The sequence below is a fragment of the Streptomyces sp. ID05-26A genome (assembly GCF_033794685.1).
Lineage (GTDB): Bacteria > Actinomycetota > Actinomycetes > Mycobacteriales > Pseudonocardiaceae > Lentzea.
Genome location: NZ_JARAYZ010000001.1, coordinates 1532190 through 1556278, shown reverse-complemented (window position 1 = coordinate 1556278; position 24089 = coordinate 1532190). Strand labels below are relative to the sequence as shown.

At 69.3% G+C, this 24089-nt stretch carries 15 protein-coding genes; 10 read left to right on the top strand and 5 right to left on the bottom strand.

The genetic code is table 11. The features are described from left to right. Positions 1-53: 53 nt before the first annotated feature. From PV646_RS07500 to truA, 3 genes are read left to right on the top strand one after another with little or no spacing between them, the layout of a single operon-like run. A complete protein-coding gene (locus PV646_RS07500; protein WP_189160782.1) occupies positions 54-1112 on the top strand; it encodes a DNA-directed RNA polymerase subunit alpha in 1059 nt (352 codons plus the stop codon). Positions 1113-1163: 51 nt separating this feature from the next. Then, positions 1164-1721 (top strand): 50S ribosomal protein L17, encoded by a 558-nt coding sequence (rplQ, locus tag PV646_RS07495; RefSeq protein ID WP_500340742.1) that lies wholly within the window; start codon positions 1164-1166, stop codon positions 1719-1721. A 2-nt stretch (positions 1722-1723) separates the two neighbouring features. Then, the gene (gene truA / locus PV646_RS07490; protein WP_500342314.1) at positions 1724-2572 is read left to right on the top strand and encodes a tRNA pseudouridine(38-40) synthase TruA; all 849 of its coding nucleotides are present in this window, start codon (positions 1724-1726) and stop codon (positions 2570-2572) included. Between the two features lie 464 nt (positions 2573-3036). Here truA and PV646_RS07485 read toward each other — a convergent pair whose 3' ends face one another. The 3 genes from PV646_RS07485 to eccE form a co-directional block, all read right to left on the bottom strand. Beyond that, positions 3037-4599, bottom strand: a complete 1563-nt coding sequence (locus PV646_RS07485; protein ID WP_500340741.1) for a S8 family peptidase — start codon at positions 4597-4599, stop codon at positions 3037-3039. Positions 4600-4819: 220 nt separating this feature from the next. Continuing rightward, entirely contained in the window at positions 4820-5548 is a 729-nt protein-coding gene (locus tag PV646_RS07480) for a hypothetical protein (protein ID WP_500340740.1), read from the bottom strand. After that, positions 5545-6750 (bottom strand): type VII secretion protein EccE, encoded by a 1206-nt coding sequence (eccE, locus tag PV646_RS07475; RefSeq protein ID WP_500340739.1) that lies wholly within the window; start codon positions 6748-6750, stop codon positions 5545-5547. The genes PV646_RS07480 and eccE overlap by 4 nt, the downstream gene beginning before the upstream one ends. Positions 6751-7017: 267 nt before the next feature. Here eccE and eccB point away from each other — a divergent pair, with 267 nt between their 5' ends. The 4 genes from eccB (at position 7018) to PV646_RS07455 (ending at position 10551) form a co-directional block, all read left to right on the top strand. After that, positions 7018-8637, top strand: a complete 1620-nt coding sequence (gene eccB, locus PV646_RS07470; RefSeq protein WP_500340738.1) for a type VII secretion protein EccB — start codon at positions 7018-7020, stop codon at positions 8635-8637. A gap of 71 nt (positions 8638-8708) precedes the next feature. Then, positions 8709-9026 (top strand): type VII secretion target, encoded by a 318-nt coding sequence (locus PV646_RS07465; protein WP_500340737.1) that lies wholly within the window; start codon positions 8709-8711, stop codon positions 9024-9026. An 8-nt stretch (positions 9027-9034) separates the two neighbouring features. After that, positions 9035-10090, top strand: a complete 1056-nt coding sequence (locus PV646_RS07460; protein WP_500340736.1) for a WXG100 family type VII secretion target — start codon at positions 9035-9037, stop codon at positions 10088-10090. A 119-nt stretch (positions 10091-10209) separates the two neighbouring features. Continuing rightward, positions 10210-10551 (top strand): hypothetical protein, encoded by a 342-nt coding sequence (locus PV646_RS07455; RefSeq protein WP_500340735.1) that lies wholly within the window; start codon positions 10210-10212, stop codon positions 10549-10551. A 60-nt stretch (positions 10552-10611) separates the two neighbouring features. On the opposite strand, the gene mycP is transcribed toward PV646_RS07455, so the two are convergent. Beyond that, on the bottom strand, positions 10612-12024 hold the full coding sequence (mycP, locus tag PV646_RS07450; RefSeq protein WP_500340734.1) for a type VII secretion-associated serine protease mycosin: 1413 nt from the start codon (positions 12022-12024) through the stop codon (positions 10612-10614). Continuing rightward, positions 12021-13424, bottom strand: a complete 1404-nt coding sequence (gene eccD, locus PV646_RS07445) for a type VII secretion integral membrane protein EccD (RefSeq protein ID WP_500340733.1) — start codon at positions 13422-13424, stop codon at positions 12021-12023. The genes mycP and eccD overlap by 4 nt, the downstream gene beginning before the upstream one ends. A gap of 228 nt (positions 13425-13652) precedes the next feature. Between eccD and eccCa the strand changes: the two genes are divergently transcribed. The 3 genes from eccCa to PV646_RS07430 all read left to right on the top strand — a co-directional run bounded on the left by eccCa (position 13653) and on the right by PV646_RS07430 (position 23961). Next, positions 13653-17678: a type VII secretion protein EccCa gene (gene eccCa / locus PV646_RS07440; protein WP_500340732.1), complete on the top strand. Its 4026-nt coding sequence runs from the start codon at positions 13653-13655 to the stop codon at positions 17676-17678. Positions 17679-18325: 647 nt separating this feature from the next. Beyond that, positions 18326-20989 carry an AfsR/SARP family transcriptional regulator gene (locus tag PV646_RS07435; protein WP_500340731.1) on the top strand — a complete coding sequence of 888 codons (2664 nt, stop codon included), beginning with the start codon at positions 18326-18328 and terminating at the stop codon, positions 20987-20989. 131 nt (positions 20990-21120) lie between these two features. Beyond that, a complete protein-coding gene (locus tag PV646_RS07430; RefSeq protein ID WP_500340730.1) occupies positions 21121-23961 on the top strand; it encodes an AfsR/SARP family transcriptional regulator in 2841 nt (946 codons plus the stop codon). Positions 23962-24089: the final 128 nt, after the last annotated feature.

Sequence of the window (24089 nt, the reverse complement as noted above, 5' to 3'; positions counted from 1 at the left end):
TGTTGTTGGCGGCGTCAAATAGCGGGCGTCGTTGATCGGAAAGGTAGAACCCAGTGCTGATTTCCCAGCGCCCCTCGCTCGCCGAGGAAGCGGTCTCCGAGACCCGTTCCCGGTTCGTCATCGAACCGCTGGAGCCGGGCTTCGGTTACACGCTCGGCAACTCGATCCGCCGCACGCTGCTCTCGTCGATCCCCGGTGCTGCTGTCACGAGCATCCGCATCGACGGCGTGCTGCACGAGTTCACCACGGTTCCCGGGGTGAAGGAGGACGTCACCGACGTCATCCTGAACCTCAAGGAGCTCGTCGTCTCGTCCGAAGAGGACGAGCCGGTGACCATGTACCTGCGCAAGCAGGGCCCCGGTGTGGTGACCGCGGGCGACATCGTGCCTCCGGCCGGTGTCACCGTGCACAACCCCGACCTGCACATCGCGACCCTGAACGGCAAGGGGAAGCTGGAGATCGAGCTCGTCGTCGAGCGCGGTCGCGGCTACGTCCCGGCTGTCCAGAACAAGCAGGCGGGCGCCGAGATCGGCCGCATCCCCGTCGACTCGATCTACTCGCCGGTTCTCAAGGTGACGTACAAGGTCGAGGCCACTCGTGTCGAGCAGCGTACGGACTTCGACAAGCTGATCCTCGACGTGGAGAGCAAGCCCTCGATCACTCCGAGGGACGCAGTTGCCTCCGCGGGTAAGACCCTGGTTGAGCTGTTCGGCCTCGCTCGCGAGCTGAACATCGACGCCGAGGGCATCGAGATCGGCCCGTCGCCGGCCGAGGCTGACACCATCGCCGCGTTCGCGATGCCTATCGAGGACCTGGACCTCACGGTCCGGTCTTACAACTGCTTGAAGCGGGAAGGCATCCACACCGTCGGCGAGCTCGTGTCGCGCAGCGAGGCGGACCTGCTGGACATCCGCAACTTCGGTGCGAAGTCGATCGACGAGGTCAAGATGAAGCTCGTCGGCCTCGGCCTCGCCCTGAAGGACTCGCCTCCTGGGTTCGACCCGTCCGCGGCTGCTGCCGACTACCACGCCGGTGACTCCGGCTGGGGTGCCGGTGCCGGTCTGGACACCCACGACGACGGCCAGGACTACGCGGAGACCGAGCAGCTCTGACGCTCTGATTCAGAGCTAGAGGATCTCTTTTAGTAACTACAGGAGCAAGCGATGCCCACCCCTACCAAGGGCCCCCGGCTCGGTGGGTCTCCGGCGCACGAGCGGCTGCTGCTCGCCAACCTGGCGACGGCGCTGTTCCAGCACGGCCGGATCAAGACCACTGAGGCCAAGGCGAAGCGGCTGCGTCCGTACGCCGAGAAGATCATCTCCAAGGCCAAGGCCGGCGACCTGCACAACCGTCGCGAGATCATGAAGGTGATCCGCGACAAGGACGTCGTGCACAAGCTGATCGCCGAGATCGGTCCGTTCTTCAGCGACCGTTCCGGTGGCTACACCCGCATCACCAAGACGCTGGCGCGCAAGGGCGACAACGCCCCCATGGCCATCATCGAGCTGGTGCAGCAGAAGCTCGTCTCCACCGAGGCCGAGGCTGCGCGCAAGACCAAGTTCGCCAAGGACGAGAAGCCGGCTGAGACCGCGGCTGTCGTCGAGGCTGACGAGACCAAGGCCGATGACGCTGTCGAGGTTGACGGCGAGCCGACCGCTGAGGCCGTCGAGGCCGAGGAGTCTGCTGAGGCCAAGGACGAGTCCGCCAAGGACAAGTCCTGAGTCTGAACGCTGACGAGCCCGTCGTTCCCTCTTCTGGGAGCGGCGGGCTCGTTCGTGTTCGGTTCGATCTCGGGTACGACGGGACGGAGTTCTCCGGGTGGGCTCGGCAGCCTTCCCGGCGCACCGTGTGCGGGGTGCTCGAGGACACGCTTTCCATGGTGTTGCGGGAAGACGTGTCGTTGACCGTGGCGGGGCGGACCGATGCCGGGGTGCACGCCTCCGGACAGGTCGCTCACGCTGATCTGCCTGTGTCCGTGGATGTCGCGGGGCTGCCCAAGAGGCTGGCCCGGGCGTTGCCCGCGGATGTTCGGGTTTTCGGTGCCCGTGTGGTGCCTGGTGCTTTCGACGCCCGGTTCTCCGCGTTGCGGCGGCACTACGAGTACCGGGTTGCGGATGCCGACTTCGGTGCGCATCCGTTGCGGCGGTTGGACACCCTTGCCTGGCCTCGTCCGTTGGACGTTTCGGCCATGAACGTTGCCGCCGGGTTGTTGTTGGGGGAGCGCGACTTTTGCGCGTTCTGCAAGCGGCGGGATGGGGCTACGACCATTCGTGAGCTGCAGAGGCTCGAGTTGGTGCGGGACCCTGGTGATGGGGTTGTCACGGCGTTTGTGTCTGCTGATGCGTTCTGCCACTCGATGGTTCGGTCGCTCATTGGGGCGTTGCTGGCCGTTGGGGAGGGGCGGAAGGGTGTTGGGTGGCCTTCGTCGTTGTTGTCGCTTAGTGGGCGGGCTAGCGGGGTTACCGTGGCTCCTGCTCATGGGTTGTGTTTGGTTCGGGTGGATTTCCCTGGGGATGGGGAGTTGGCGGCTCGGGCTGAGGCGACTCGGCGGGTTCGGACGTTGTCTTCCTGACTTGGGGGCTTCGCGCCGGTTGGGATGCGTTCCCCGGTTGCGTTGGCGGGCCTGCGGTTGCGTGCTTCCCCTGGGGGCGCTGCCCCCAGACCCCCGGCAATCTGATCAGGGGGCCCGCGCCGTGCGTGGGTAGATGGCACGCCTGTTGCGTTGGGCGGCTGCGCGTTGCTTAGTTTGGTTGCGTTGGCGGTGGGGTCCCATCACGAGTCACACCAAGAGCGGGCCACATGCCTGGAGGGGTGTCAAGCAGGCGAAAAGCGTGCCTGCTTGACACCCCTCCAGGCATGCAGCAAGAGCTATGGCGCGACTCGTGATGGGACCCCACCGCCTGGACCGCCCGCTAAGGACGAAGAGCCTGGACGGCTCGCCTTCGGCATCGCGGGGTCCTGTCTTTCCCTTGCAGGGTGGAGCCCCCGGCGGGGGGACCGGGGGCTCCTGGTGGTGCGGTTTGGGGGTGGGGCTGGCTAGATGTCGAGGGTCCAGGAGTCGATGTGGCCCGTGTCCTGGCGGTAGAGGTCGCGGACTCGCAGTTGCCAGGTGCCGTTGGCGTCCTCTGCGGCCACGTTGATCGCGTAGGTGGCGTTGAGGTCGTCAGCGCTGTCTGAGCCGCTGCTGACCTTCAGGACCTTCGTTGCTCCTGACGGGGCGATCAGGGACAGTTCCAGGTCGCCTCGGTAGGTGTGCTTGATGGCCACCTTCACCGAGGCGGTGGCGCTGGCCTTGCCGTTGCAGTCCGCGATGGTGATCGGGGACTTGACCTCGCTGGCGTCCGGGATTGCCGTGTCGGTGTCGTTCGTGACTGCCGGGCACTGGCCCGGGGGGTTGCCGGGGGCGGTGCCGGTGATGTGCAGGAGCTTGTTCGGGGAGCCGGTTCCGGGGGTGGTGACAACGTCTGAGGTGGCGTTGTCAACGAGGGCGTCTCGGACCTGCTGCGGGGTGGCGGTGGGGGACGAGCCGAGGTAGACGGCTGCTGCGCCTACCACGTGCGGGGTGGCCATCGAGGTGCCGCTGATGGTGTTGGTGGCCTCGTCGTTCGTCAGCCAGGCGCTGGTGATGTCTCGGCCCGGCGCGAAGATGTCGAGGCAGTTGCCCAGGTTCGAGAACGAGCTGCGGGCGTCTGTGCGGTCCGTGGAGCCCACCGTGATGGCTTCCGGGGTTCGGGCCGGCGAGGTGTTGCAGGCGTTGCCGCCGTTGTCGTTGCCTGCTGCCAGGCCGTAGGTGACGCCTGCGGCGATCGAGCGCTTCACGGCGTCGTCGACGGTTTGGTTGGCGCCGCCGCCCAGGGACATGTTGGCGACTGCGGGCTTGCGGGCCGGGTTGGCCTGGACGTCCGCGGTGACCCAGTCGATGCCTGCGATGACGCCTGCGAAGGTGCCTGAGCCCGAGCAGTTGAGGACTCGGACGGCTACGAGCTTCACGTCCTTCGCCACGCCGTACTTCGTGCCGCCCACGGTGCCCGCGACGTGGGTTCCGTGGCCGTTGCAGTCGTTGGCGTCCGCGTCGTTGTCGACGGTGTCGGTGCCGGAGACGGCGCGGCCGCCGAAGTCGGTGTGGGTGATTCGGATGCCGGTGTCGATGATGTACGCGGTGACGCCGGTGCCCTTGTTCGGGTAGGTGTAGCTGTTGTCCAGCGGGAGTGCTCGCTGGTCGATTCGGTCGAGGCCCCAGGACGGGGTCGGGGTCTGGGTGTCGGAGATGCGGACCTCGGCGTCCTGTTCGACGTAGGCGACTGCCGGGTCTGCCGCCAGGCGTTTCGCCTGGGATTCGGACATCTGCGCGGAGAAGCCGCGCAAAGCGGACTTGTAAGAGTGCTTCACCTTCGCGCCGTACTTAGCGCTGAGGTTGTCCACGCTTGCCGTGCTCATGTCCTTCAGCACGACGATGTAGTTGTCCTTGACCGCGTTGGACGCACCGAGGTTGCGAATCTCCCCCTCGGGCGCAGCGGTGGCGGAGACGGACGACAGGGCGAGCGCAGTGCCCGCCACCAGTCCGATTCCGGCCGCTCGTCTGGCCCACGATTCTCCCATAGCAGCAAGCTCCCTCGTCGCAGGGTTGTGCAGTGAGAATTTTCTTAGTGGTGCGGACTGAATGCGCACAAGACGGTCCACGACATTGCCATCGAATGCCGAATCAACAGATTTGCTTGCGCCTGTGAATTAGTTGGTACTGCTGATCTCTTTACAAAACAATTGCGCCCCGAACGGTTGTCCGTTCGGGGCGCAAGTTTCGCCTATTTCGTCCAGCGTCTCAATCGCCTCGGCGGACTGCTCCGAGGATCTGCTGTTCGGCCGGGGTCGTGTAGAGGCGGAGGTGTGCCCACATGTCCTGGCCCATGGCGATGACCTGGTCGTCCTTGAGCTGCGTGAGCTGCTGGAACATCTGCGGGCGCAGGCGCCACATCTGACCGGCGAGCTGCGCCTGGCCCATCGGGAGGCGCTGCAGCAGCACGAGGTCCGCGTTGTTCGCCGTGGACGATGCCTGCGGGTGCAGGTACGGCAGCACGTACATCGTGGTCTGCCACGGCGCACGTGGCGGGAACAGCTCCTGCGGGACGTGGCCGCCGTCGTGGATCACCAGCAGTGGCATGTCCTCGGTCGGCCTCGGGAGGTCCGCCGGGGACAGGCGACGCAGCTGCACCAGTTGAGACGGACGGCCGTCCGGGCCCTGGCCCGCGGCGCGCACCACCGGCTGCCACGCCTGCGGGCGGCCGGTCGCGATGATGATCCACGCTCCGGTCGCCATGGCGCGCAACGCGATCTGGCGGGCGAGGTACAGGCCGCCGACGACCACCATGCGGGTCGGCGTCGGGCGCAGCACGGACACGCTGAGCGGCTCGCCCTTCACACCCTGGCCGAGCATCATGCCGCCGCGGTCACCGCTGGGGCTGACCAGGTCGAGCATGTTCGGCGACACCAGGAACTCCGGTGCCACCGCGCCGCGGCCGCGCGAGTCGACCAGACGGGACGACGAGCTCATGCCACACCTCCCAGCGGCAGCGTCGCGGCCAGGCCCGCGAGCTGCATGCCCCGCAACGGGGTCAGCGTGATGTCGAGCTTGTCACCCAGCTTCGAGAGCTGGTCCTCGGCCCTGTCGAGCTCGCTCGGCGTGCGGGCGCTCACCCGCACCAGGCCGCGCAGCGAGACCTGACCGTCCTCACGGGACGGCGAGATCGACATCGCGAGCGTCGACGAGAGAGCGCGCACACCGGTCAGCGCGTTCAGGTTGCCCTTGAGGCCCTTGGACGGCCAGCCGGTGATCGCGTAGCTCGCGTGGCCGACGCCGCCGGCGGTGACACCGGCCCACTTCTCCCGCAGCGACACGGGGTTCGTGTTGCCGACGGCCGCGGTGAGCTCGGCCGACGAGATCGCCGCGCGCAGCAGTTCGTCCGAGTCGAGCGGGCGGATCGTGACGCCCGCGGACTCCAGGGCGTTGCGGACGCGGGACAACGCGCCGATCAACGCCCGGTGCGCCCCGACGACGCCGCCGCCGCGCTCCCGGATCGCCTCACCACAGCGGCGCGGGTCCAGCCGGACCGTGATCCACGTGGTGCGCCGGGCCGCCGCGGGCAGCGGGCCGAGCACCTCCATGTACGAGCTGATGGCCGGCGAGTTCGGCGGAAGTGCCGCGCTGCCGGGGTAGCAGTGCCAGATCACGGTGATCGCGTCGAGCACGACACCGCGGTCCTCGAGGCACGGTGTGAGCGCTCCCAGGGGCAGTGACGGGGCCGAGCCGACCGCGGAGATCAGCGGCGGCGTCGGGTCGACCAGCAGCACCGCGGTCCACACGCCGTCGTGCCACGACAGCGCGAGCGGACGGCGTTCGTGGTCGACGCCCTTCGCGATCACCAGGTCCGGGATCGCGAGGCGCAGCAACGCGACGCGCGGGTCCTCCGGGCCGAGCACCTGCAACTCGTCGTCGCCGGGCTTGGACTCCGTCGGCTCCTGGCGGTTCGCGGTGCGGCTGTGCGACCGGAAGTTGTAGCGCAGGCGGACGCCGATCCACTGGGTGAGCCAGCGGCCACGCGATCGGGTGAACGCCAGGACGAGTGCGATGAAGAGCACACCGCCGGCGATCGAGACGGAGACGACGTTCAGCGCGTCGCCCTGCTTGACGCCCATGATCGCCAGCACGAGGAGGGCGATGGCGAGACCGACCTCGATCGTGACTACGTTCGACACGGGCAACGAGCCGAGGCTCACGCCCGCGGCTCTGCGACGGACACGCCCGACCGGACGCGGAGGCGCGGGTGCCGGCTGGTTAGGGCCAGGTCCCTGCGGCCGTGCCATCCCTGGGTTGGGCCGGGGCGGATGTGGAGTGGTCACGGACATCCGTTGTGGTCTCTTTCCCCTCGATGGTCGGTGGGCTTGGCGAACCGGCCCACGGAGCAACCTGCGTCCGGCTATCCTGCCGAACCGTACCGCGACTGGGAGAGCAGCGAGCCGAGAATGGCATCAACACCCACCACCAAGTCACAGGTCCAGGCCTACCAATTCGTCCTGCGGCGGATGCAGTCCGCTCTGGTCCGCAGAGATTCGGTGATGCTGCACGACCCCATGCGCAACCACTCGCGTGCGACAGCGGTGGGTGTCGTCCTGGGCGTCGTCGGTCTCATCGGCTTCCTCGTGGTCGGACTCTTCAGCCCGGCCCCGAAGCTCGACAACGAGACGCAGATCGCCATCAGCAAGGAGACCGGCCAGGTCTACGTCGTCGACAACGCGCCGCGGCGGTTGATCCCGATGACGAACCTGGCGTCGGCCCGGCTGCTCTGGCTCTCGCGCAACAGCCCCGACGCCCAGCAGGGTCAGGGCGGCGGCGACGCACCGGCCGGCACGGCGGGCGCTGTTGCGGAGGCGGCCGGCGGCACCCCGAAGCTCGTGAGCGAGAAGGCACTGGCGAACCTGCCGCGCGGCAGGCTCACCGGTCTGCCGGACGCGCCGGACGTGCTGCCGAAGCAGGACCTCCGCATCGACGCGCAGTGGTCGGTCTGCGACACCCTCCAGCTCGACAAGTTCCGCGAGGACCAGGCGGCGGAGAACCAGATCAAGACCTCCGTGATCGCGGGCGTCAGCGGTGGCAACGCGGACCTGGGCGGCGAGGCGGTGCTGGTGCAGCAGCGCACCGGCGCGAAGAAGTCGTACCTGATCTACAAGACGCCGCAGAACCTGCGCGACATCTCGTCGTCGACGGTCCGCGCCGAGGTGGACCTGAAGAACGACAAGGTCGTCAACGCCCTCAAGCTGACGGGCAAGAAGCCCCGCGCGATCAGCACGGCGCTGCTCAACGCGATCCCCGAGGTCGCGCCGCTGATCGCGCCGGTCATGGCGAACCAGGGCAAGCAGGCCACGTACGTCACCGAGACCAAGGTCAACATCGGTGAGGTCGTCCAGGTCGAGCGCCAGAACGGCTTCGAGTCCATGGTCGCGCTGGAGGACGGCTTCCAGACCGTCGACGAGACGGTCGGCGACCTGCTGCGCTACGCCTACTCGAACAACCGCGCGGCGATCAGGCTCTCCCCGAGCGCGATCTCGAACCACCGCGACCCGAAGAAGCCGCTCGAGCTCACCTCGTACCCGGAGAAGATCCCGGCCACGCTCGAGCCGAACGCCAACAACGTGGTGCTGTGCCTGGGCTGGAAGGCGGAGAACGTCACCGCCGACAACAGGGCCGAGCACACGACGGTGACGATCGGCTCCGCACTGCCGGGCCCGAAGGACATGACCCCGGCCGAGCTCGGTTCGCCGGGTGCGGGCGGCGAGATCATCGACCAGTTCCTGATGCTGCCGGGCAAGGCCGCCGTCGTGCGGGCGAGCCAGGGCAAGAACGACTTCGGGACCGGTCCGGTGCAGATCGTCACGGGTCGCGGTGTCCGCTACGGCGTGCCGGACGCGGCCACGGCGGGGGCGCTGGGGCTCGACGGGACGTTCCCGCCGGCGCCGAACCAGATCCTGAGCCTGCTGCCGATGGGTCCGCAGCTCAACAAGAACGAGGCCAACCGCAGCTACGACTCGATCCCGATCCCCGGCAAGGGCGCCATCAAGGATCCGCAGGCGGTTCAGCAGAAGTAGCGGAACCACTCCGGGTGCATCACCGTCGAATGCGACGAAGTGCACCCGGAGTGTCGTAGGGGGACAGAGTCTTGGCCGGTCGGATCAGCGTCGATGCCCAGTGGTTGGAGAAGTACGCCGACCGCATCGACGGGACGACGGACGACCTGAGGCGGGTGCGGGACGCCATGAAGGTGTCCCCGCTGCGCCCCCAGTCGTTCGGCGAGATCGGCAGAACCGTCGGCACGGCTCAGGGTTACGCGCGTGCCGCCGAGTTGCTCAACTCGCAGCTCGGCCGCGCCTGCGAGGCTCTCGACGCGGCTTCGAAGGGTCTGCACGCCGTCGCCCGGCAGTACGGGCAGGGCGACGAGGAGAGCATGCAGGCCATCAAGAAGGCCGACAGGCGGTAGGGGCTGTGGTGACCAAGGACGGCAAGCAGATCGCGGCCGAGGTCGGTCCCGAGCTCGACTACCTCTCGCGGGTCAGCCGCAAGCTCGGTGTCGTGGACCTCGTGCACGACTTCTTCGACCCGCTGGTGGGCGACTGGAACGACCTGCGTGAGGAAGCCGAACGCTGGCGCAAGGCCGCGAAGGTGACCGAGGCGGTCAACAACCACGTCACGGCGCCGCTGGGTGGGGTCGACGCGCGGTGGGAGGGCAAGGACGCCGACGCGTTCCTCGACCACATGCGCAAGGTGGGGCTCGCGGGCGGCGACATGGCCGACGCGATGAACGCGATGGCGGACGCGCTGGAGGAGACCGCGGACGGCGTTCGCGTCATCGTGCAGGACATGGCGCACGTGCTCGCCGACGCCGCCGACTCCGTGTCCGGCACTGCCGCGCTGCCGCTCGACGGCGACCAGCGCGCGATCAGGCACATCGAGGAGCTCAAGGACCCCGTCCGCGAACTGCACGAGTCCGCGCGGCAGGTGCTCGAGGCGTTCCTGAAGCTGTGCGACGGGGTGTCCGGCGAGGTCGGTGGGTTCGGTGCCGTGCGGATGGAGCACAAGTACCCCGAGCAGAACTGGACCTACACGGCGCCGGCCAAGCCCGAGGCCAAGCTGCCCGAACCGGCCAAGGCCTCGGTCACGGCCGCGGCGGGCACGGGTGCGGGCGGCTCGACCGGTGGTGGCGGGGGCGGAGTCGGCGGTGGTGTCGGCTCGGTCGGCGCTCCTGCCGCGGCGGCCCCGCAGCCGATGCAGTTCGGAGGCGCCACAGGCGTCGCTGAGCAGGTTCCGGCGGCGAACGGGGGTGCGGGGGCCGCTCAGCCCGCCGCGGCTGCCGGTGGCCGTCCTGGGGCCCCTGGTGGCGCAGGCATGATGGGCGGCATGGCGCCGATGATGGGGGGCATGGGCGGCGGCCAGCAGGGCGGCGACAAGGAACACAAGCCGAGGCAGCGGCTCACCGGCTCGATCGACGACCTGCTCGGCAAGCCCAAGAAGGCCGCGCCGAAGACGATCGGCGACGACGACTGACGTTCGTCGGCGTTCGCGCTGGGCGGCGTGCCGTGGCCGCGGTCAGCTCCGGTGGCGGGACCACAAGATCGACATTAGGCTTTTCGGTCGTATCTGTTGGTCTTTTCGGGGGTATTTCGATGCGGAAAGTTCTGATCGCGGCGGTTGCTGCCGTCGGGCTCGTGATGGGCGCGGTTCCCGCCGCCGCCGTCGAGCACAAGGAGTACATCGGCGTCTACTGGAACACCATCTCGTTCACCTACGGCAACGCGCAGGGTGGCAACGGCGGCGTGATGAGGTCCATCTGGATGGACCGCGCCACGAGCAGCAACCCGGCGCGCTGGGACGGACGCCTGGGGCTGCGGCGCGAGGCCTATCTGACCGGCATCGAGTCGCACGGCAACACCTACTGGTGGCGCACCTGCTTCGAAACGCCGGGGAGCAACAGCAGGGTCCTCTGCGGATCCTGGTTCCACCCGTGACCCGATGACGCGAACGGCCTCGCTCGATCGAGCGAGGCCGTTTCCGCTGGAGTGCGACAGCTAGACGGGACTGCCGCGGCGGCGGTTGAGCGAGTTGCGCACGATCAGCGTCAGCATCAGCAGCGCGCCACCGACACCGATTCCGCTCAGCGCCACGATGATCGGCGGCCAGTCGAGCCCCGGCGGCGGGGTGACGTCGGTGTTCATCTCACGCGGTTCCGCGGCCTTGAACCCGGCCGACTCGCCCGGCAGCACGGCGGTCAGCGCCGCCACCGGGTTGACCATGCCGAAGCCGGTCTTGTTGTCCTTGCCGGACACGTTGCCGGGGTGCAGGGCCGTGGCCTTGAGGCGCTGCATCACCTGACGCGCGTTGAGGTTCGGGAACCGCTCGCGCACCAGCGCCGTGATGCCCGCGACGTACGGGGACGCGAAGCTCGTGCCCTTGATGTCCTGCACGCCCTGCGCGGTGACGTTCGCGTTCGTCAGGCCGGTGCCCTTGGGGTCGACGGAGATGATCTCCTCGCCCGGCGCGGCGATGCTGACCCACGGACCCCAGACGCTGAACGACGAGACCTCGCCCGAGCGCGCGATCGAGCCCACGGACAGCACGTCGTCGGCGAACCACGCCGGCGACGAGACCGAGTTCACGTTGGTGGGGTCGAGGTTGTTGTTCTGCGTGGCGCAGCCGGTGCCCTGGTCGCTGAGGTTGCCGGCCGCCGTGACGATCACGACGTTCTTGACGTCCACCGCGTACCGGATGGCGGCCTGCAGCTTCTGGTCGTCCGCGCTGAAACCCTTGGGGCTGCTGCAGTTCGTCAACGAGATGTTGATGACCTTCGCGTCCCTGTTGGCCGCGCGGACGATGGCCTGCGCGAGCGTCCCGACCTTGCCGGCCGAGGCGCGCTTCTCCGGGTTGGCCGCGTTGCCCTTGAACTCGAAGCGGTCGCTGGTCTGGCGGATCGCGAGGATCGTCGCCGCCGGTGCGGCGCCGATGAAGTCGCCCTCGGTCTTGGCCGCCGCGGCGACGCCGGCCACCTCGGTGCCGTGGCCGTCGCAGTCGTCGATGCCGTTCTGGTTGGAGACGTAGTCACCGCCGCCCTCGACCCTGTTGCCGAAGCGCGGGTTGCGCGGGTCGACGCCGGTGTCGATGATCGCGATCTTGACGCCCTTGCCCGTGGCGAACTGATGGGCCTGCTCCAGGTTCAGGTAGACCTGGCCGAAGGGCTTCTCCTTGATCAGCTCGCTCTTGGTGTCGGACTCGACGCACCCCTTGTTGGTGCGCTCGTACGGCACGTCCGGCTTGCCCTCGTCCGCCGGCGGCTGGGTGCCGGGCGGGAGCGGAGGCGGCACCGAGTTCGACCTCGCGGCCGCCGGCGTCGAGGACGGCTGAGCGGAGGCCTGTGGCAGCGTCCCCACCAGCAGAAGCAGTCCGGCGGTCGCGGCCGCCGTGGTGCGCCTGATGCCGGTCCTCATAGCGTGATCAGGCCTCGGAAGACCTGGTACATGTCCATGACCGCGAGCGCCAGCGGCAGCACGGAGGCGATCAGGATCGCCTCGATGATGTCGACGGTGCGGCGCAACGGCGGCGAGAACTTCTGGCCGGGGAAGATCACGCCGAGCACGAGCGCGAGCGCGCCCAGCACCAGCAGCGTGCCGAAGACGAACGCGACGCGGTCGAACGAGGTCGACGCGATCAGCCAGCCCAGCAGGATGCCCGCGCTGGCGAACATGCCGGTCGACAGCAGCGCGACGGCCTGTGCGCCGTTCGCGTACGCCCGGCCGCGCATCATCAGCACGATCGCGACGATGACGCCGTAGATCGGGCCCCAGACCGTGTCGGCGGACGCGGCGACGATGGCGGCGAGTGCCGCGACCACGCCGGTGCCGATGATCATGCCCGTCAGGTACTCGTGCGCGACGGCCGTGCGACGCTCGATGACCGCGTACTCCGGGAAGCCGCTGTCCTCCTTGAGGTCCTCGGCGTTCGTCGGCACGACGGGCGGCGGGATCTTGGCGAGCCGCAGCGTGAGGCTGGGCAGCATCGACAGCGCGGCGAGTGCCACGGCACCGGTCGCGGCGGCGACGCCGTACAGCGGGTGCTCGACGAACGTCGCGACGAGGAACGCCAGCGCCACGAGCGTGCCGCCGGTCGCCGCGGCGATGAACACCGTGATGCCTTGGCCGATCAGCAGGATGCCGCCCCAGGCGAAGATCATCATCAGCGCGGAGGCGAGCAGCATCTTCGGGTTGAACCCGACACCGGGCACGGCGTGGAAACCGGCGACGAACGCCAGCGGCAGCGAACCGCACGCGGCGATCAGCACACCGGTCGACGCCGCGCTGTACGCCCTCGCGATGGTCGCGCCGGCCGCCAGCATGGCGATCGCGCCGACACCACCGGCGATGGCGGCCGCGAGACCGCTGCCGGAACCGCCCTGCGCGATCGGGCCGGACAGGAACAACGCCACCGCGGCCGCGATCAGCGCGAGCGAGCCGGCCAGGTGACCGAACCGCTGCGCGGTCTCCTTGGTCCACGGCCGGAACGAGTCCGGATCGGACTCCGCGATCGCGTCGACGACGTCGTCGTACAGCGGCGGCGGCGGATTCTCGTTGCGGCGCCGCAACTGCAGCAGCTCGCCGTCGACGACGCCGAGCGATGCCAGCGTGCGCGCCGGGTCGAGCGGGTTGTCGCCGAGCTTCGCGAGGCACCAGCCACCGTGCCGCACACCACCGTCCGGAGTGGCCTCTCTCGCCATGTCCAGCAGCATGGGCAGGAGATCGGCCACCGCCACGTCGGCAGGCAGCGCGACGTCGATACGCGTTCGAGGTGCCACCACCGTGACACGGCTGAACACCGTCGTACCGGTCGCCACCAGGGCCCCCTAAGTCAGATCAGTGCTAACAAATCAACGGCCCGACCTTATTGGTCCACCTGGACGGTTGCCGGGCGGCCCTAGTATGGCCTCACCGACGCCTCTTGCACGTGTGGTTCGCAGAACACGTTCGACTGGGTTTCCCCGACCCACCTTCGTGACGCGCGCGGATGCGCAATAGTGTCGGTTGCTACTGGTGGCGTAACGAGTCGAAGAGGTGCCTGTCAGTTGAGCACGCTGCAGTTCAAGCGAACGGCACGCCTTGCTGCTCCCCGGCCTCCTGGCGGTGAGGTCCACCTCGAACCGCCACCCGAGGTCCCCCGGATCATCCCCGGCAACATCATGATGAAGGCGATGCCCGTCGTCATGATCGTGGCGTCGATGGGCATGATGGGCATGATGCTCGTCTTCATGCCGCGGCAGCCCGCGGCGATGATCATGCCGGGCATGATGATGATCTCGACCATCGGCATGATGGCGAGCGGCATGGGCTCGGGCAAGGGCCAGAAGAAAGCCGAGATGAACGAGGACCGCAAGGACTACCTGCGGTACCTCGGCCAGATGCGCGACCGCGCCCGCGAGGCTGCCGACGAGCAGCGCGCCGAGCGCGAGTGGGTGCACCCGGACCCGCAGATGCTGTGGTCGCTCGCCACCACCCGGCGCATGTGGGAACGCCGTCAGAACGACCCGGACTTCTGCCACCTGCGCGCGGGACGGGGCTCGCAGCGCCTCGCGACCCGCCTGGTGCCGCCGCAGACCGGTCCCGTCGAGGAGCTCGAGCCGATCGCGACGCTGGCGCTGCGCCGTTTCGTGCGCGCCCACTCGCTCGTGCCGGACCTCCCGATCTCCATCGCACTGCGCGGGTTCGCCGCCGTCGGCCTGCTCGGTGAGATCGAGGACCGCCGCGACCTCGCGCGCGCCCTGCTCGCCCAGCTCGTCACGTTCCACGCCCCGGACGACCTGCTGATCGCGGTCGTCAGCGCGGGCCGCACCAAGCAGCTGTGGGAGTGGGCGAAGTGGCTGCCGCACGCGCAGCACCCCACCGACATCGACGGCATCGGCCAGCGCCGCATGATGGCGAACTCGCTCGCCGAGATCGAGGCGATGCTGGACGAGAACCTGCGCGACCGGCAGCGGTTCACCCGCAACGCCCCGCCGCCGCCCGACCAGCCGCACATCGTGATCGTCATCGACGACGGCGACATCAGCCGCGAAGAGATGATCATCCTCGAAGAGGGTCTGGTCGGCGTCACGCTGCTCGACCTGAGCGAGTGCCTGGGCAACCTGACGGCACGGCGCGGCCTGCGTCTCGTCGTCGAGAACAACCAGCTGGGCGCCCGTTCCGCGAGCGGTGTCGAGTGGTTCGGCGCGCCGGACCGGTTGTCGATCGTGGAGGCCGAGGCCCTCGCCCGCCGTCTGTCGCCCTACCGCATGGGCGCCGCCGGTGAGGCCGGTGGCGACTCGGGCGAAGACCCGTTGGCGATGAGCAACAACCCGCCGCTGCTCGAGTTCATGGGCATCCCCGGCGACCCGATCACGTTCGACGTGCAGCAGGCGTGGCGGCCCCGGCCCAAGCGCGACCGCTACCGCATCCCGTTCGGCATCGGCGAGCACGGCCAGGCGGTCGAGCTCGACATCAAGGAAGCGGCCGAGGACGGCATGGGCCCGCACGGCCTGTGCATCGGCGCGACCGGTTCCGGCAAGTCCGAGTTCCTCCGCACGCTGGTGCTCGGTCTGCTGGCCTCGCACTCGTCGACGGCGCTCAACATGATCCTCGTCGACTTCAAGGGTGGTGCGACGTTCCTCGGTCTGGACAAGGCACCGCACGTCGCCGCGACGATCACCAACCTCGCCGGCGACCTCAGCCTCGTCGACCGCATGAAGGACGCCATCGAGGGCGAGGTGTCCCGGCGTCAGGAGGTCCTGGCGAAGGGCAACTACAAGAACGTCTGGGACTACGAGAAGGCCCGTGAGAACGGTGCCCAGCTCGACCCGCTGCCCGCGCTCTTCATCTGCATCGACGAGTTCTCCGAGATGCTGACGGCGAAGCCGGACTTCATCGACATCTTCCTCCAGATCGGTCGTGTCGGCCGGTCGCTGCAGATGCACATGCTCCTCGCGTCGCAGCGACTGGAGGAGGGCAAGCTGCGCGGTCTGGACACGTTCCTCTCGTACCGGATCGGTCTGAAGACCTTCAACGCGGCGGAGTCCCGTGCGGCGATCGGTGTGCCCGACGCCTACGAGCTGCCGCCGATCCCGGGCTCGGGTTACCTCAGCGTCCAGGGCATGCCGCTGACCAGGTTCAAGGCGCTCTACGTCTCGGGCACCTACCGTCCGGCGGGCATGCAGTCCGCCGGTGAGTCGGTGGCCGTGCGCAGCGACAAGCGCCCGCGCTTCTTCGTGCCGGACTTCATCGAGATCCCGAAGGAGCCGGAGCGTCCGCTCGAGCCCGTCAAGGTGGCGGAGCCGGTCAAGGAGGACGCGAACGAGCCGACCCAGCTCGAGCTCATCGTCGATCGCCTCGTCGGTCAGGGCCCGCCCGCGCACGAGGTGTGGCTGCCGCCGCTCAACGAGCCGGCGACGATGGACACGATGCTGCCGCCGCTCGACGTGACGCAGGACCGCGGTCTCACCTCGCCGGGTTACCCGGCCAACAGCACGCTGCAGGTCCCGGTCGGCATCGTCGACAAGCCGTTCGAGCAGCGCCGCGACCTGCTGTGGGCGGACTTCTCCGGTGCGGCCGGCCACGGCGCGATCGTCGGCGGCCCGCAGTCCGGCAAGTCGATGATGCTCAGGACGATCATCGCGTCGATGGCGCTCACCCACACGCCGGAGGAGGTGCAGTTCTACTGCATCGACCTCGGTGGTGGTTCGCTCGCCGCGATGGAGGACCTGCCGCACGTCGGTGGGTTCGCCGGTCGTCTCGACGTCGACAAGGTCCGCCGCATGGTGGCCGAGTTGCAGACGCTGATCTCGGAGCGTGAACTCCGCTGGCGCGACCAGCGCATCGAGCTCGCCGAGTTCCGCAACCGCAAGCGTCGCGGTGAGATCAAGGACGACGCCTTCGGTGACGCGTTCCTGGTCATCGACGGCTGGATGAACTTCCGCCAGGAGTTCGAGATGGTCGAGCCGCAGATCCAGGCGCTCGCCGCGCAGGGTCTGTCCTACGGCGTGCACATCATCGTCGGCGCGAGCCGGTGGGCGGAGATCCGGCCCGCGATGAAGGACCTCCTCGGCACGCGCTTCGAGCTGCGGCTCGGTGACCCGAGCGAGTCCGAGGTCGACCGCAAGGTCGCCGTCAACGTGCCGCCGGGCCGTCCCGGTCGCGGCATCACCCTGGACGGTGCCACCGGGCGCAGGCTGCACTACCTCGTCGGTCTGCCGCGCATCGACACCTCGCAGGACGCGAACACCGTCACCGCGGGTGTCGCGGACCTCGCCGCGAAGCTCACGCAGGCGTGGCAGGGGCCGCGTGCCCCGCAGGTCCGCATGCTGCCCGACCTGCTCGACCACGCGCAGTTCATGGCGCACGTCCAGCAGACCTTCCCCCAGCGCGGCCGGCTGGTGCCGGTCGGTGTCAACGAGGACGAGCTCGCGCCGGTCTACCTGGACTTCGACGCGGACCCGCACTTCATGGCGCTGGCGGACGGCGAGTCGGGCAAGACGAACATCCTGCGCACGATCGTCCGCGGCATCATGCAGGGCTACACCTCGTCCGAGGCGTTGATCCTGCTCGCGGACTACCGCCGCACGATGCTGGGCTACATCGACACCGACCACCTGCTCACGTACGCGGTGTCGGGCCCGCAGTTCACCCAGAACGTCCTGGAGATCAAGGGCTCGCTCGCGGGCCGCATGCCCGGTCCGGACGTCACGCAGGAACAGCTCAAGAACCGTTCCTGGTGGAAGGGCCCCGAGGTCTTCGTCATCGTCGACGACTACGACCTGGTCGCTCCGCAGGGTGGCGTGAACCCCATGCAGCCGCTGGCCGAGTTCATCCCGCAGGCCAAGGACGTCGGTCTGCACATCGTCGTCGTCCGCCGCATGGGTGGTGCGTCGCGTGCGATGTACGACCCGATCATCGGCAAGCTGAAGGAGATCTCGGCGCCGATCTTCATCGGGTCCGGCTCGAAGGAGGAGGGCAACATCGTCGGCAACCTCAAGCCGTCGCCGCAGCCTCCTGGCCGGGGCACGCTGGTGACTCGCAAGCACGGTCAGCAGCGCATCCAGTTCGCCTGGATCCCGCCGGACTAGACAAGCATCCGGAACGTCCTCGTGGGTGGTCTCGCCGTTGTGGCGGGGCCACCCACGAGTCGTTTCCGGGCAACGACGAAGGGCCCGCGGCCGAAGCCGCGGGCCCTTTCAGCCCGACCCGGGACCGGTGCGATCAAGAGGGAGGAGATCGCACCGGTCCCGGGTCCAGTTCTTCGGGTCATCCCCCAGGTCTGACTTCTCCGAACCGGCTGAGGACGACTCTGCCGCACGCCGCTCACATCTCGCTCACGCTTCGATGACACGTGTCGCCGGGCAAAAAATAAGGCCCGCAGCCGAAGCTGCGGGCCTTGACCGAACAGCAGGGGACTGTCCGGTTCCCCCCATGACCGGATTTCCACCCGGACCGCACCACTGGGGAGGGGCGGCCCGGAGGGAGTTCAGCGAGAGTGACATCCCCCCAAGACTTCGATGTCACCGTCGTCGTTCCGGCTGAGGACCACTGTGCCCGGTCGCGCTCACACTTCGGTCACAGGCCCGGATCACCCGGAAAATGATGATGCGGTGCTGGTGGCCCCCCAGGAACTTCGCCACCAGCACCGCTGAGGAGAACTCTGCCCGAGGCCGCTCACACTTCGCTCACACAGCGATCACAGGGCGTCTAGACTGCAGTTGACCTGGAGGGGTGTGTGCGAGCCGAGTACCGCGTGCTGGGGCCGTTGGAGGTTCTGCTCGACGGCGAACCGGTAGTCGTCCCCTCCGGACGGTGCCACCTGTTGCTGGCCGCGTTGTTGTTGCGCCCCAACCAGTTGGTGCCGGTGGACGAGCTGGTCGACCGGCTGTGGGACGGTGCCCCGCCGAACGCCGACCGCGCGCACAAGACGCTGCACATGGTCGTGCGGCGGCTGCGGGTCGCGCTGGGTGAGGCGGACTGCGTGCAGACCCGGACCGGTGGTTACGCCGCCGTGGTCGAACCCGACCAGCTGGACCTGCTGCGGTTTCGCGCCTTCGCGGGTTCGGGTGACTTCGGTGCGGCCGCGGCGTTGTGGCGCGGGGCGGTGCTCGCCAACGTCGTGTCGGACGGCCTGCACCGCGAGGACGTGCCGCTGCTGGTCGACGAGCGGCTCACGGTGCTGGAGCGGCGCATCGACGCGGATCTGGACCGCGGGTTGTCCGGTGAGCTGGTGGCGGAACTGAGGTCGCTGGTCGCCGATCACCCGTTGCGCGAGCAGTTCTGGTCGCATCTGATGCTCGCGCTGTACCGGTCGGGCAACCAGGCCGAGGCGTTGAACGCGTACCAGGTCCTGCGGAACAGGCTCGCCGACGAACTGGGCGTCGACCCCAGTTCCGCGCTGCAGGAGTTGCACCAGCAGATCCTGCGAGCCGAGGTGACACCCGGCAAGCGCGTACGGGTGCCCCGTCAGCTCCCGCACGGTGTGCGGAACTTCGTGGGCCGCGAGGACGAACTCGGGGAACTCGCCACGACGGCCGGCGTCACCGTCGTGCACGGCGTGGGTGGCGTCGGCAAGACCGCGCTGGCGTTGCAGTGGGCTCGCGACGTTCGTGAGAACTACCCGGACGGCGATCTCTACGTGAACCTGCGCGGGTTCGATCCCGAGGCGCAGCCGGTCGATCCCGCCGCCGCGGCGGAGACGTTGCTGGCCGGGCTCGGCGTGGACGAGGTCCCGGCAGGCGCGGACGCCCGGTTCGCGTTGCTGCGCACCACCCTGGTCGACCGGAGGTTGCTGCTGCTGCTCGACAACGCCGCGTCGGCGCGCCAGGTCCTTCCCCTGCTGCCCGCCGCCGCGGGGGTGCGGGTGCTGATCACCAGCCGCAACCAGCTCCGCGCGCTCGTCTCCCAGCACGACGCGACCGCGATCGGGTTGCGGGAGCTGGAGTTCGACGCGGCACGGTCGTTGCTCGCGGTCGTGCTCGGTGAACGGCGGCTCGACGCCGAACCGGAGGCCGCGCGCGAGATCGTCGAACGCTGCGCCGGACTGCCGTTGGCGCTGCGCGTGTTCGCCGAACGGGTGGCGCGCTTCCCGGACGTGCCGCTGCGGGAGTTCGTGGCCGAGCTGCGCAACGAGCGGCTCGACGCGTTCAGCGACTTCTACGACGTGGACGTCCGTGCGGTGTTCTCGTGGTCGTATCGGGCGTTGGACGACGAGTCGGCACGGATGTTCCGGCTGTTGTCGGTGCACCCCGGTCAGAACTTCGACGTGAGCGCCGCCGCCGCGGTGGCCGGGGTGTCTGTGGCCCAGGCCAGGCGGCTGCTGGAGCGGCTGGTCGCAGATGCCCTCGTGCATACGCCTTCCCCTGGGCGGTACAGCCTGCACGACCTGCTGCGCGCCTATGCGGTCGAGCTGTGCGGTGACGACGAGGCAGCCGCGCTGAGGATCACCGAGTGGTACGTCCACACCCTCGAGAACGCCGCTCTGGTGGAGAAACCGATCGCGTTGGTGCGGGCCGGCGAGATCACGTCGGGCGTGGTGCCGCGGGGGTTCGCCTCGCGGTTCGACGCGCTGGCGTGGGTGCGGGAGGACTGGGACAACCTCCACGCGGTCCTGCGGGAGGCCGCGGCACGCGGGTGGGAACGGCTCGCGCTGCTGATCCCGACGCACTTGCACAGGTACCTGGTCTACAACCAGCCGCGCTGGTCGGAAGCGATCGAGATGTTCCAGGCGGTCCAGACCTTCGGGACTGCCCGCGAGCAAGGGTTCCTGCTGCTCAAGCTGGCTGGTCTCTACTCGGACCTCGGACGCCACGACGACGCGCTGGCGTGCTTCGAGGAGGGACTGCGGTCCGTCCGCGAGTCGGGGGAACGGACCGCGGAGGCGGCCGGCCTGATCAACCTGGCCGCGCACCAGGAGAGGCTCGGTCAGGTGGAGGAGGCCCTCGGCACCTCACGCCTGGCGGCCGAGGTGAGTGCCGAGATCGAGAACAGGTACATGGAGAGCGCCGCGCGGTCCAACATCGGCTTCATGCTGACCCAGCTCGGCCGCTACGACGAGGCTCTCGTCGCGATCGACCGTGCCGTCGTCATCGCGACCGAGTTCGACGACAGGGACGAGCACGTGTTCGCGCGGATTCACGCTGTGCGGGGCAGAGCACTCGCCGGACTCGGACGGCACGCCGAAGCCGTGGCCGTGCTCGGACCTGCTGCCAAGGCCTTGGCCGAGCTCGGCGACTCCGAGTACGAAGCTCTGGCCCTGCAGGACCTGGGCAGCGCCCTGGCCGAGCTCGACGAGCGCGCGGAGGCCGCCGCGGTCTGGCGACGTGCGGGGGATCTTCTGCGTGAACTGGACGAGGAGCAGGCTGAGGCGCTCGCGGCCAGGCTGGCCGAGTTGGAGTAGGCGGAACGCCGTCGAGGAGCTCACCGGCTGCCGGAGACGACCGACCTGGTCCTGTTGCGCGAGGAACTGTGCAACGAGACGCTGCGGACCACACGGGTGTCAGACTTGTCCGGGAGGGAGAGCGGCAGGGGGTGATCGTGAACGTCGAGTTCCGCGTGCTCGGCCCGCTCGAGGTGCTGGCCGACGGCGAACCGGTCTCCGTCCCAGCCGGTCGCGGCCGGGTTCTCCTGGCGACGTTGTTGTTGCGCCCCAACAGGTTCGTGTCCGTCGACGAGCTGGTGGACCGCCTGTGGGACGGCGAACCGCCGACCGCGGACCGTGCCCACAAGACGCTGCAGACGACGGTGCTGCGGCTGCGGCAGGCCCTCGGCGGGGCGAACCGCGTGCGCACGACCCCCGGCGGGTACCTGATCGAGGTCGCACCGCACGAGCTCGACCTGCTCCGCTTCCGCGAGTTCGTGCGAGCCGGTGACTTCACCTCGGCGACGGAGCTGTGGCGCGGACCGGCGCTGGCGGACGTGGCCTCGGACGCGTTGCACCGCGAGGAGGTGCCCCGGCTCGAGGACGAACGCGTCGGTGTCCTGGAACGCCGGATCGACGCCGACCTGGAGCGGGGCGAGGCCGAACCGCTGGTCGCCGAGCTGGGCGAACTCGTGCGGCGGTACCCGTTGCGAGAACGGTTCTGGGCGCAGCGGATGACGGCGCTGGCCCGCTCGGGCCGGCAGGCGGAGGCGCTCGAGAGCTACCGCGAGATCACCGCGCTGCTGGCCGACGAGCTGGGTGTCGACCCCTCGCCGGAACTGACGAGGCTGCACCTCGCGCTGCTCAACGGCGAGACGGAGGCGCCCCGGCGTCAGGTGATCTGCCAGCTGCCGCCGGACACGCCGGCGTTCGTGGGCCGTGAACAGCTGCTGCGCGAGGTGGAGGCGAAGTTGGCCCCGGACGGCCGGGTCCCGGTCGTCGTGCTCAGCGGTGCTCCCGGCGTGGGCAAGAGCGCGTTCACGATCAGCGCCGCGCACAGGTTGCGCGACCGCTTCCCGGACGGCCAGCTGTTCGTCCGGCTCAACGGCGCCGGCTCCGCGCCGCGGGATCCCGCCGACGTGCTCGGTGAGCTGCTGGTCGCCCTGGGCATGTCGGTGACCGGCATGCCGGACGACCTGGAGGCCCGTGCCGCGGCGTTCCGCGCCCAGTTGGCCGATCGCGCGATGCTCGTGGTGCTGGACGACGCGGCGGGACCGGAGCAGGTCAGGCCGCTGTTGCCGGGCACGGCCGGGTGCGCGGTGCTGGTCAGCAGCCGGCAGCGGCTCGTCCAGATCGAGGGAGCGCACAGCCTGCGGCTGGCGCCACTGGACGACGAGGACGGAACGGCGTTGCTGCGGAACGTCATCGGGGAGTCCCGTGCCGCCTCGGACCGGGCCGCCGTCCGCGCGATCGTCGAGGCGTGCGGTGGGCTGCCGCTCGCGCTGAGGGTCGTCGGGGCCCGGCTCGCGGCCCGCGAGTCGTTGCCGTTGCGGTCGCTCGCCAGTCGGTTGTCCGACGAACGGCGCCGGCTCGACGAGCTCGCGACCGGTGACCTGGAGGTCCGCGCGACGTTCGGGCCGAGCTACGAGGCGTTGCCCCGCGAGGCGGCGACGGCGTTCCGGCGGCTCGGCCTGCTCGGCGCCACCGACGTCGCGGCCTGGACGGTGGGTGTGCTGGCCGGAGGGGACGGCGAACGGCTGGTCGAACGGCTGGTGGAGGCGAACCTCCTCGACGAGGTCGGCCTCGACGTGACCGGCGAACCGCGCTACCGCATGCACGACCTGCTCGCCGTCTACGCCGCGGAGCTGGTGCAAGCGGAGCCTTCCCGCGTCGTCGAGGAGGCTCTGAGCCGGTACGTCGACGTGATGATCACACTCGCCGACGACGCGGGGCAGGGCTGGTTCGCCGCGGACGACATGCCGAAGCGCCCGATCACGCGGTCCACCGCGCTGGAGGGATCCGAACTCGCCGGGTTGGTCGAGAGCAGGGAGAAGTGGCTGCTCGCCGAGCAGATCAACATCGACCGGGCGATCGTGCTCTGCGTGGACCGCGGCTGGATCGAGTCCGCTGAGAACCTCATGCACCGCGCGTTCGTCTACCTCGACTCCTTCCACCCGTACGAGCGGATCCTGCGGATGTGCGAGCTCCTCCGCGACGCCGCCTTCGCCCAGGGCGAGGACGTGATCGCCTGGCGTGCGCACAACCGGCTGCTGAGCCAGTTGGTGACGCGAGGGGTCAGCGAGGACGTGATCACCGAGTTCGAGCGGTGTGCGGCCGGCTTCGAGGCCGGCGGAGCCCAGGCGGAGCTGGCCTGCGTACTGGGGGCGATCGCGTACTTCCGGACGCTGCACACCGGGGAGCCCCAGATCGAGACCGCCGAACGCGGGGTGGTCGCCGCACGGGCGAGCGGTGTCCAGCGCATCCTCGTGAGCGCGCTGCGGGAGTTGGGCGGTGTGCTCGCGGGTCTCGATCGTCGCGAGGAAGCGGCACAGGTCCTGGACGAAGCCCTGGAGAGCAGCCGGGAACTGGGTGAGCGCAACGAGATCGCTCAGGTGCTCAACCGGATCGGCGTGGCCGCGCTGACCGCCGGCGACTTCGACCGGGCGAGGGCGGCGGCCGGCGAGGCGCTCGACATGATGGTCGAGCTCGGCGACGACAGGGGTGCCGCCTACTGCACGGTGCTCGTGGCCCGCACCGACCTGGGGCTGGGCGACGCGGACGCCGCGCTCGTCGGTGCGGAGAAGGCCGTGAACGTCTTCGAGTCGCTGGGAGAGCGGCGCGGAACCGCGCGGGCGCTCGCGGTGCTCGCGGAGGCGCATCTCGCGCTCGGTCTGGCGGGCGTGGCGGTCGACGTGGCGACCGCGGCCCTGGAGAACTACGCCGACGCGGGTGACGCCGACGCGGAGGAACGACTGCGGGCTGTCCTTGCGCGGGCCCGGCGAGAGACGTGACGGGGGAACGTCGAGTTCCGCGTTCGAGGTGCCGGTGGTCGTACGCGTGGCGGCGATGCGCTGAACTCGTCACGGCGACCTTCGTCATCCGTGTCGTCCTGCCCAGTCGCATCGGGTAAGCATGTGCG

Coding starts and splice junctions, on each gene's coding strand:
- eccB (WP_500340738.1), top strand. CDS start 7,018: ATGGCATCAACACCCACCACCAAGTCACAGGTCCAGGCCTACCAATTC.
- mycP (WP_500340734.1), bottom strand. CDS start 12,024: ATGAGGACCGGCATCAGGCGCACCACGGCGGCCGCGACCGCCGGACTG.
- rplQ (WP_500340742.1), top strand. CDS start 1,164: ATGCCCACCCCTACCAAGGGCCCCCGGCTCGGTGGGTCTCCGGCGCAC.
- PV646_RS07455 (WP_500340735.1), top strand. CDS start 10,210: ATGCGGAAAGTTCTGATCGCGGCGGTTGCTGCCGTCGGGCTCGTGATG.
- PV646_RS07480 (WP_500340740.1), bottom strand. CDS start 5,548: ATGAGCTCGTCGTCCCGTCTGGTCGACTCGCGCGGCCGCGGCGCGGTG.
- PV646_RS07485 (WP_500340741.1), bottom strand. CDS start 4,599: ATGGGAGAATCGTGGGCCAGACGAGCGGCCGGAATCGGACTGGTGGCG.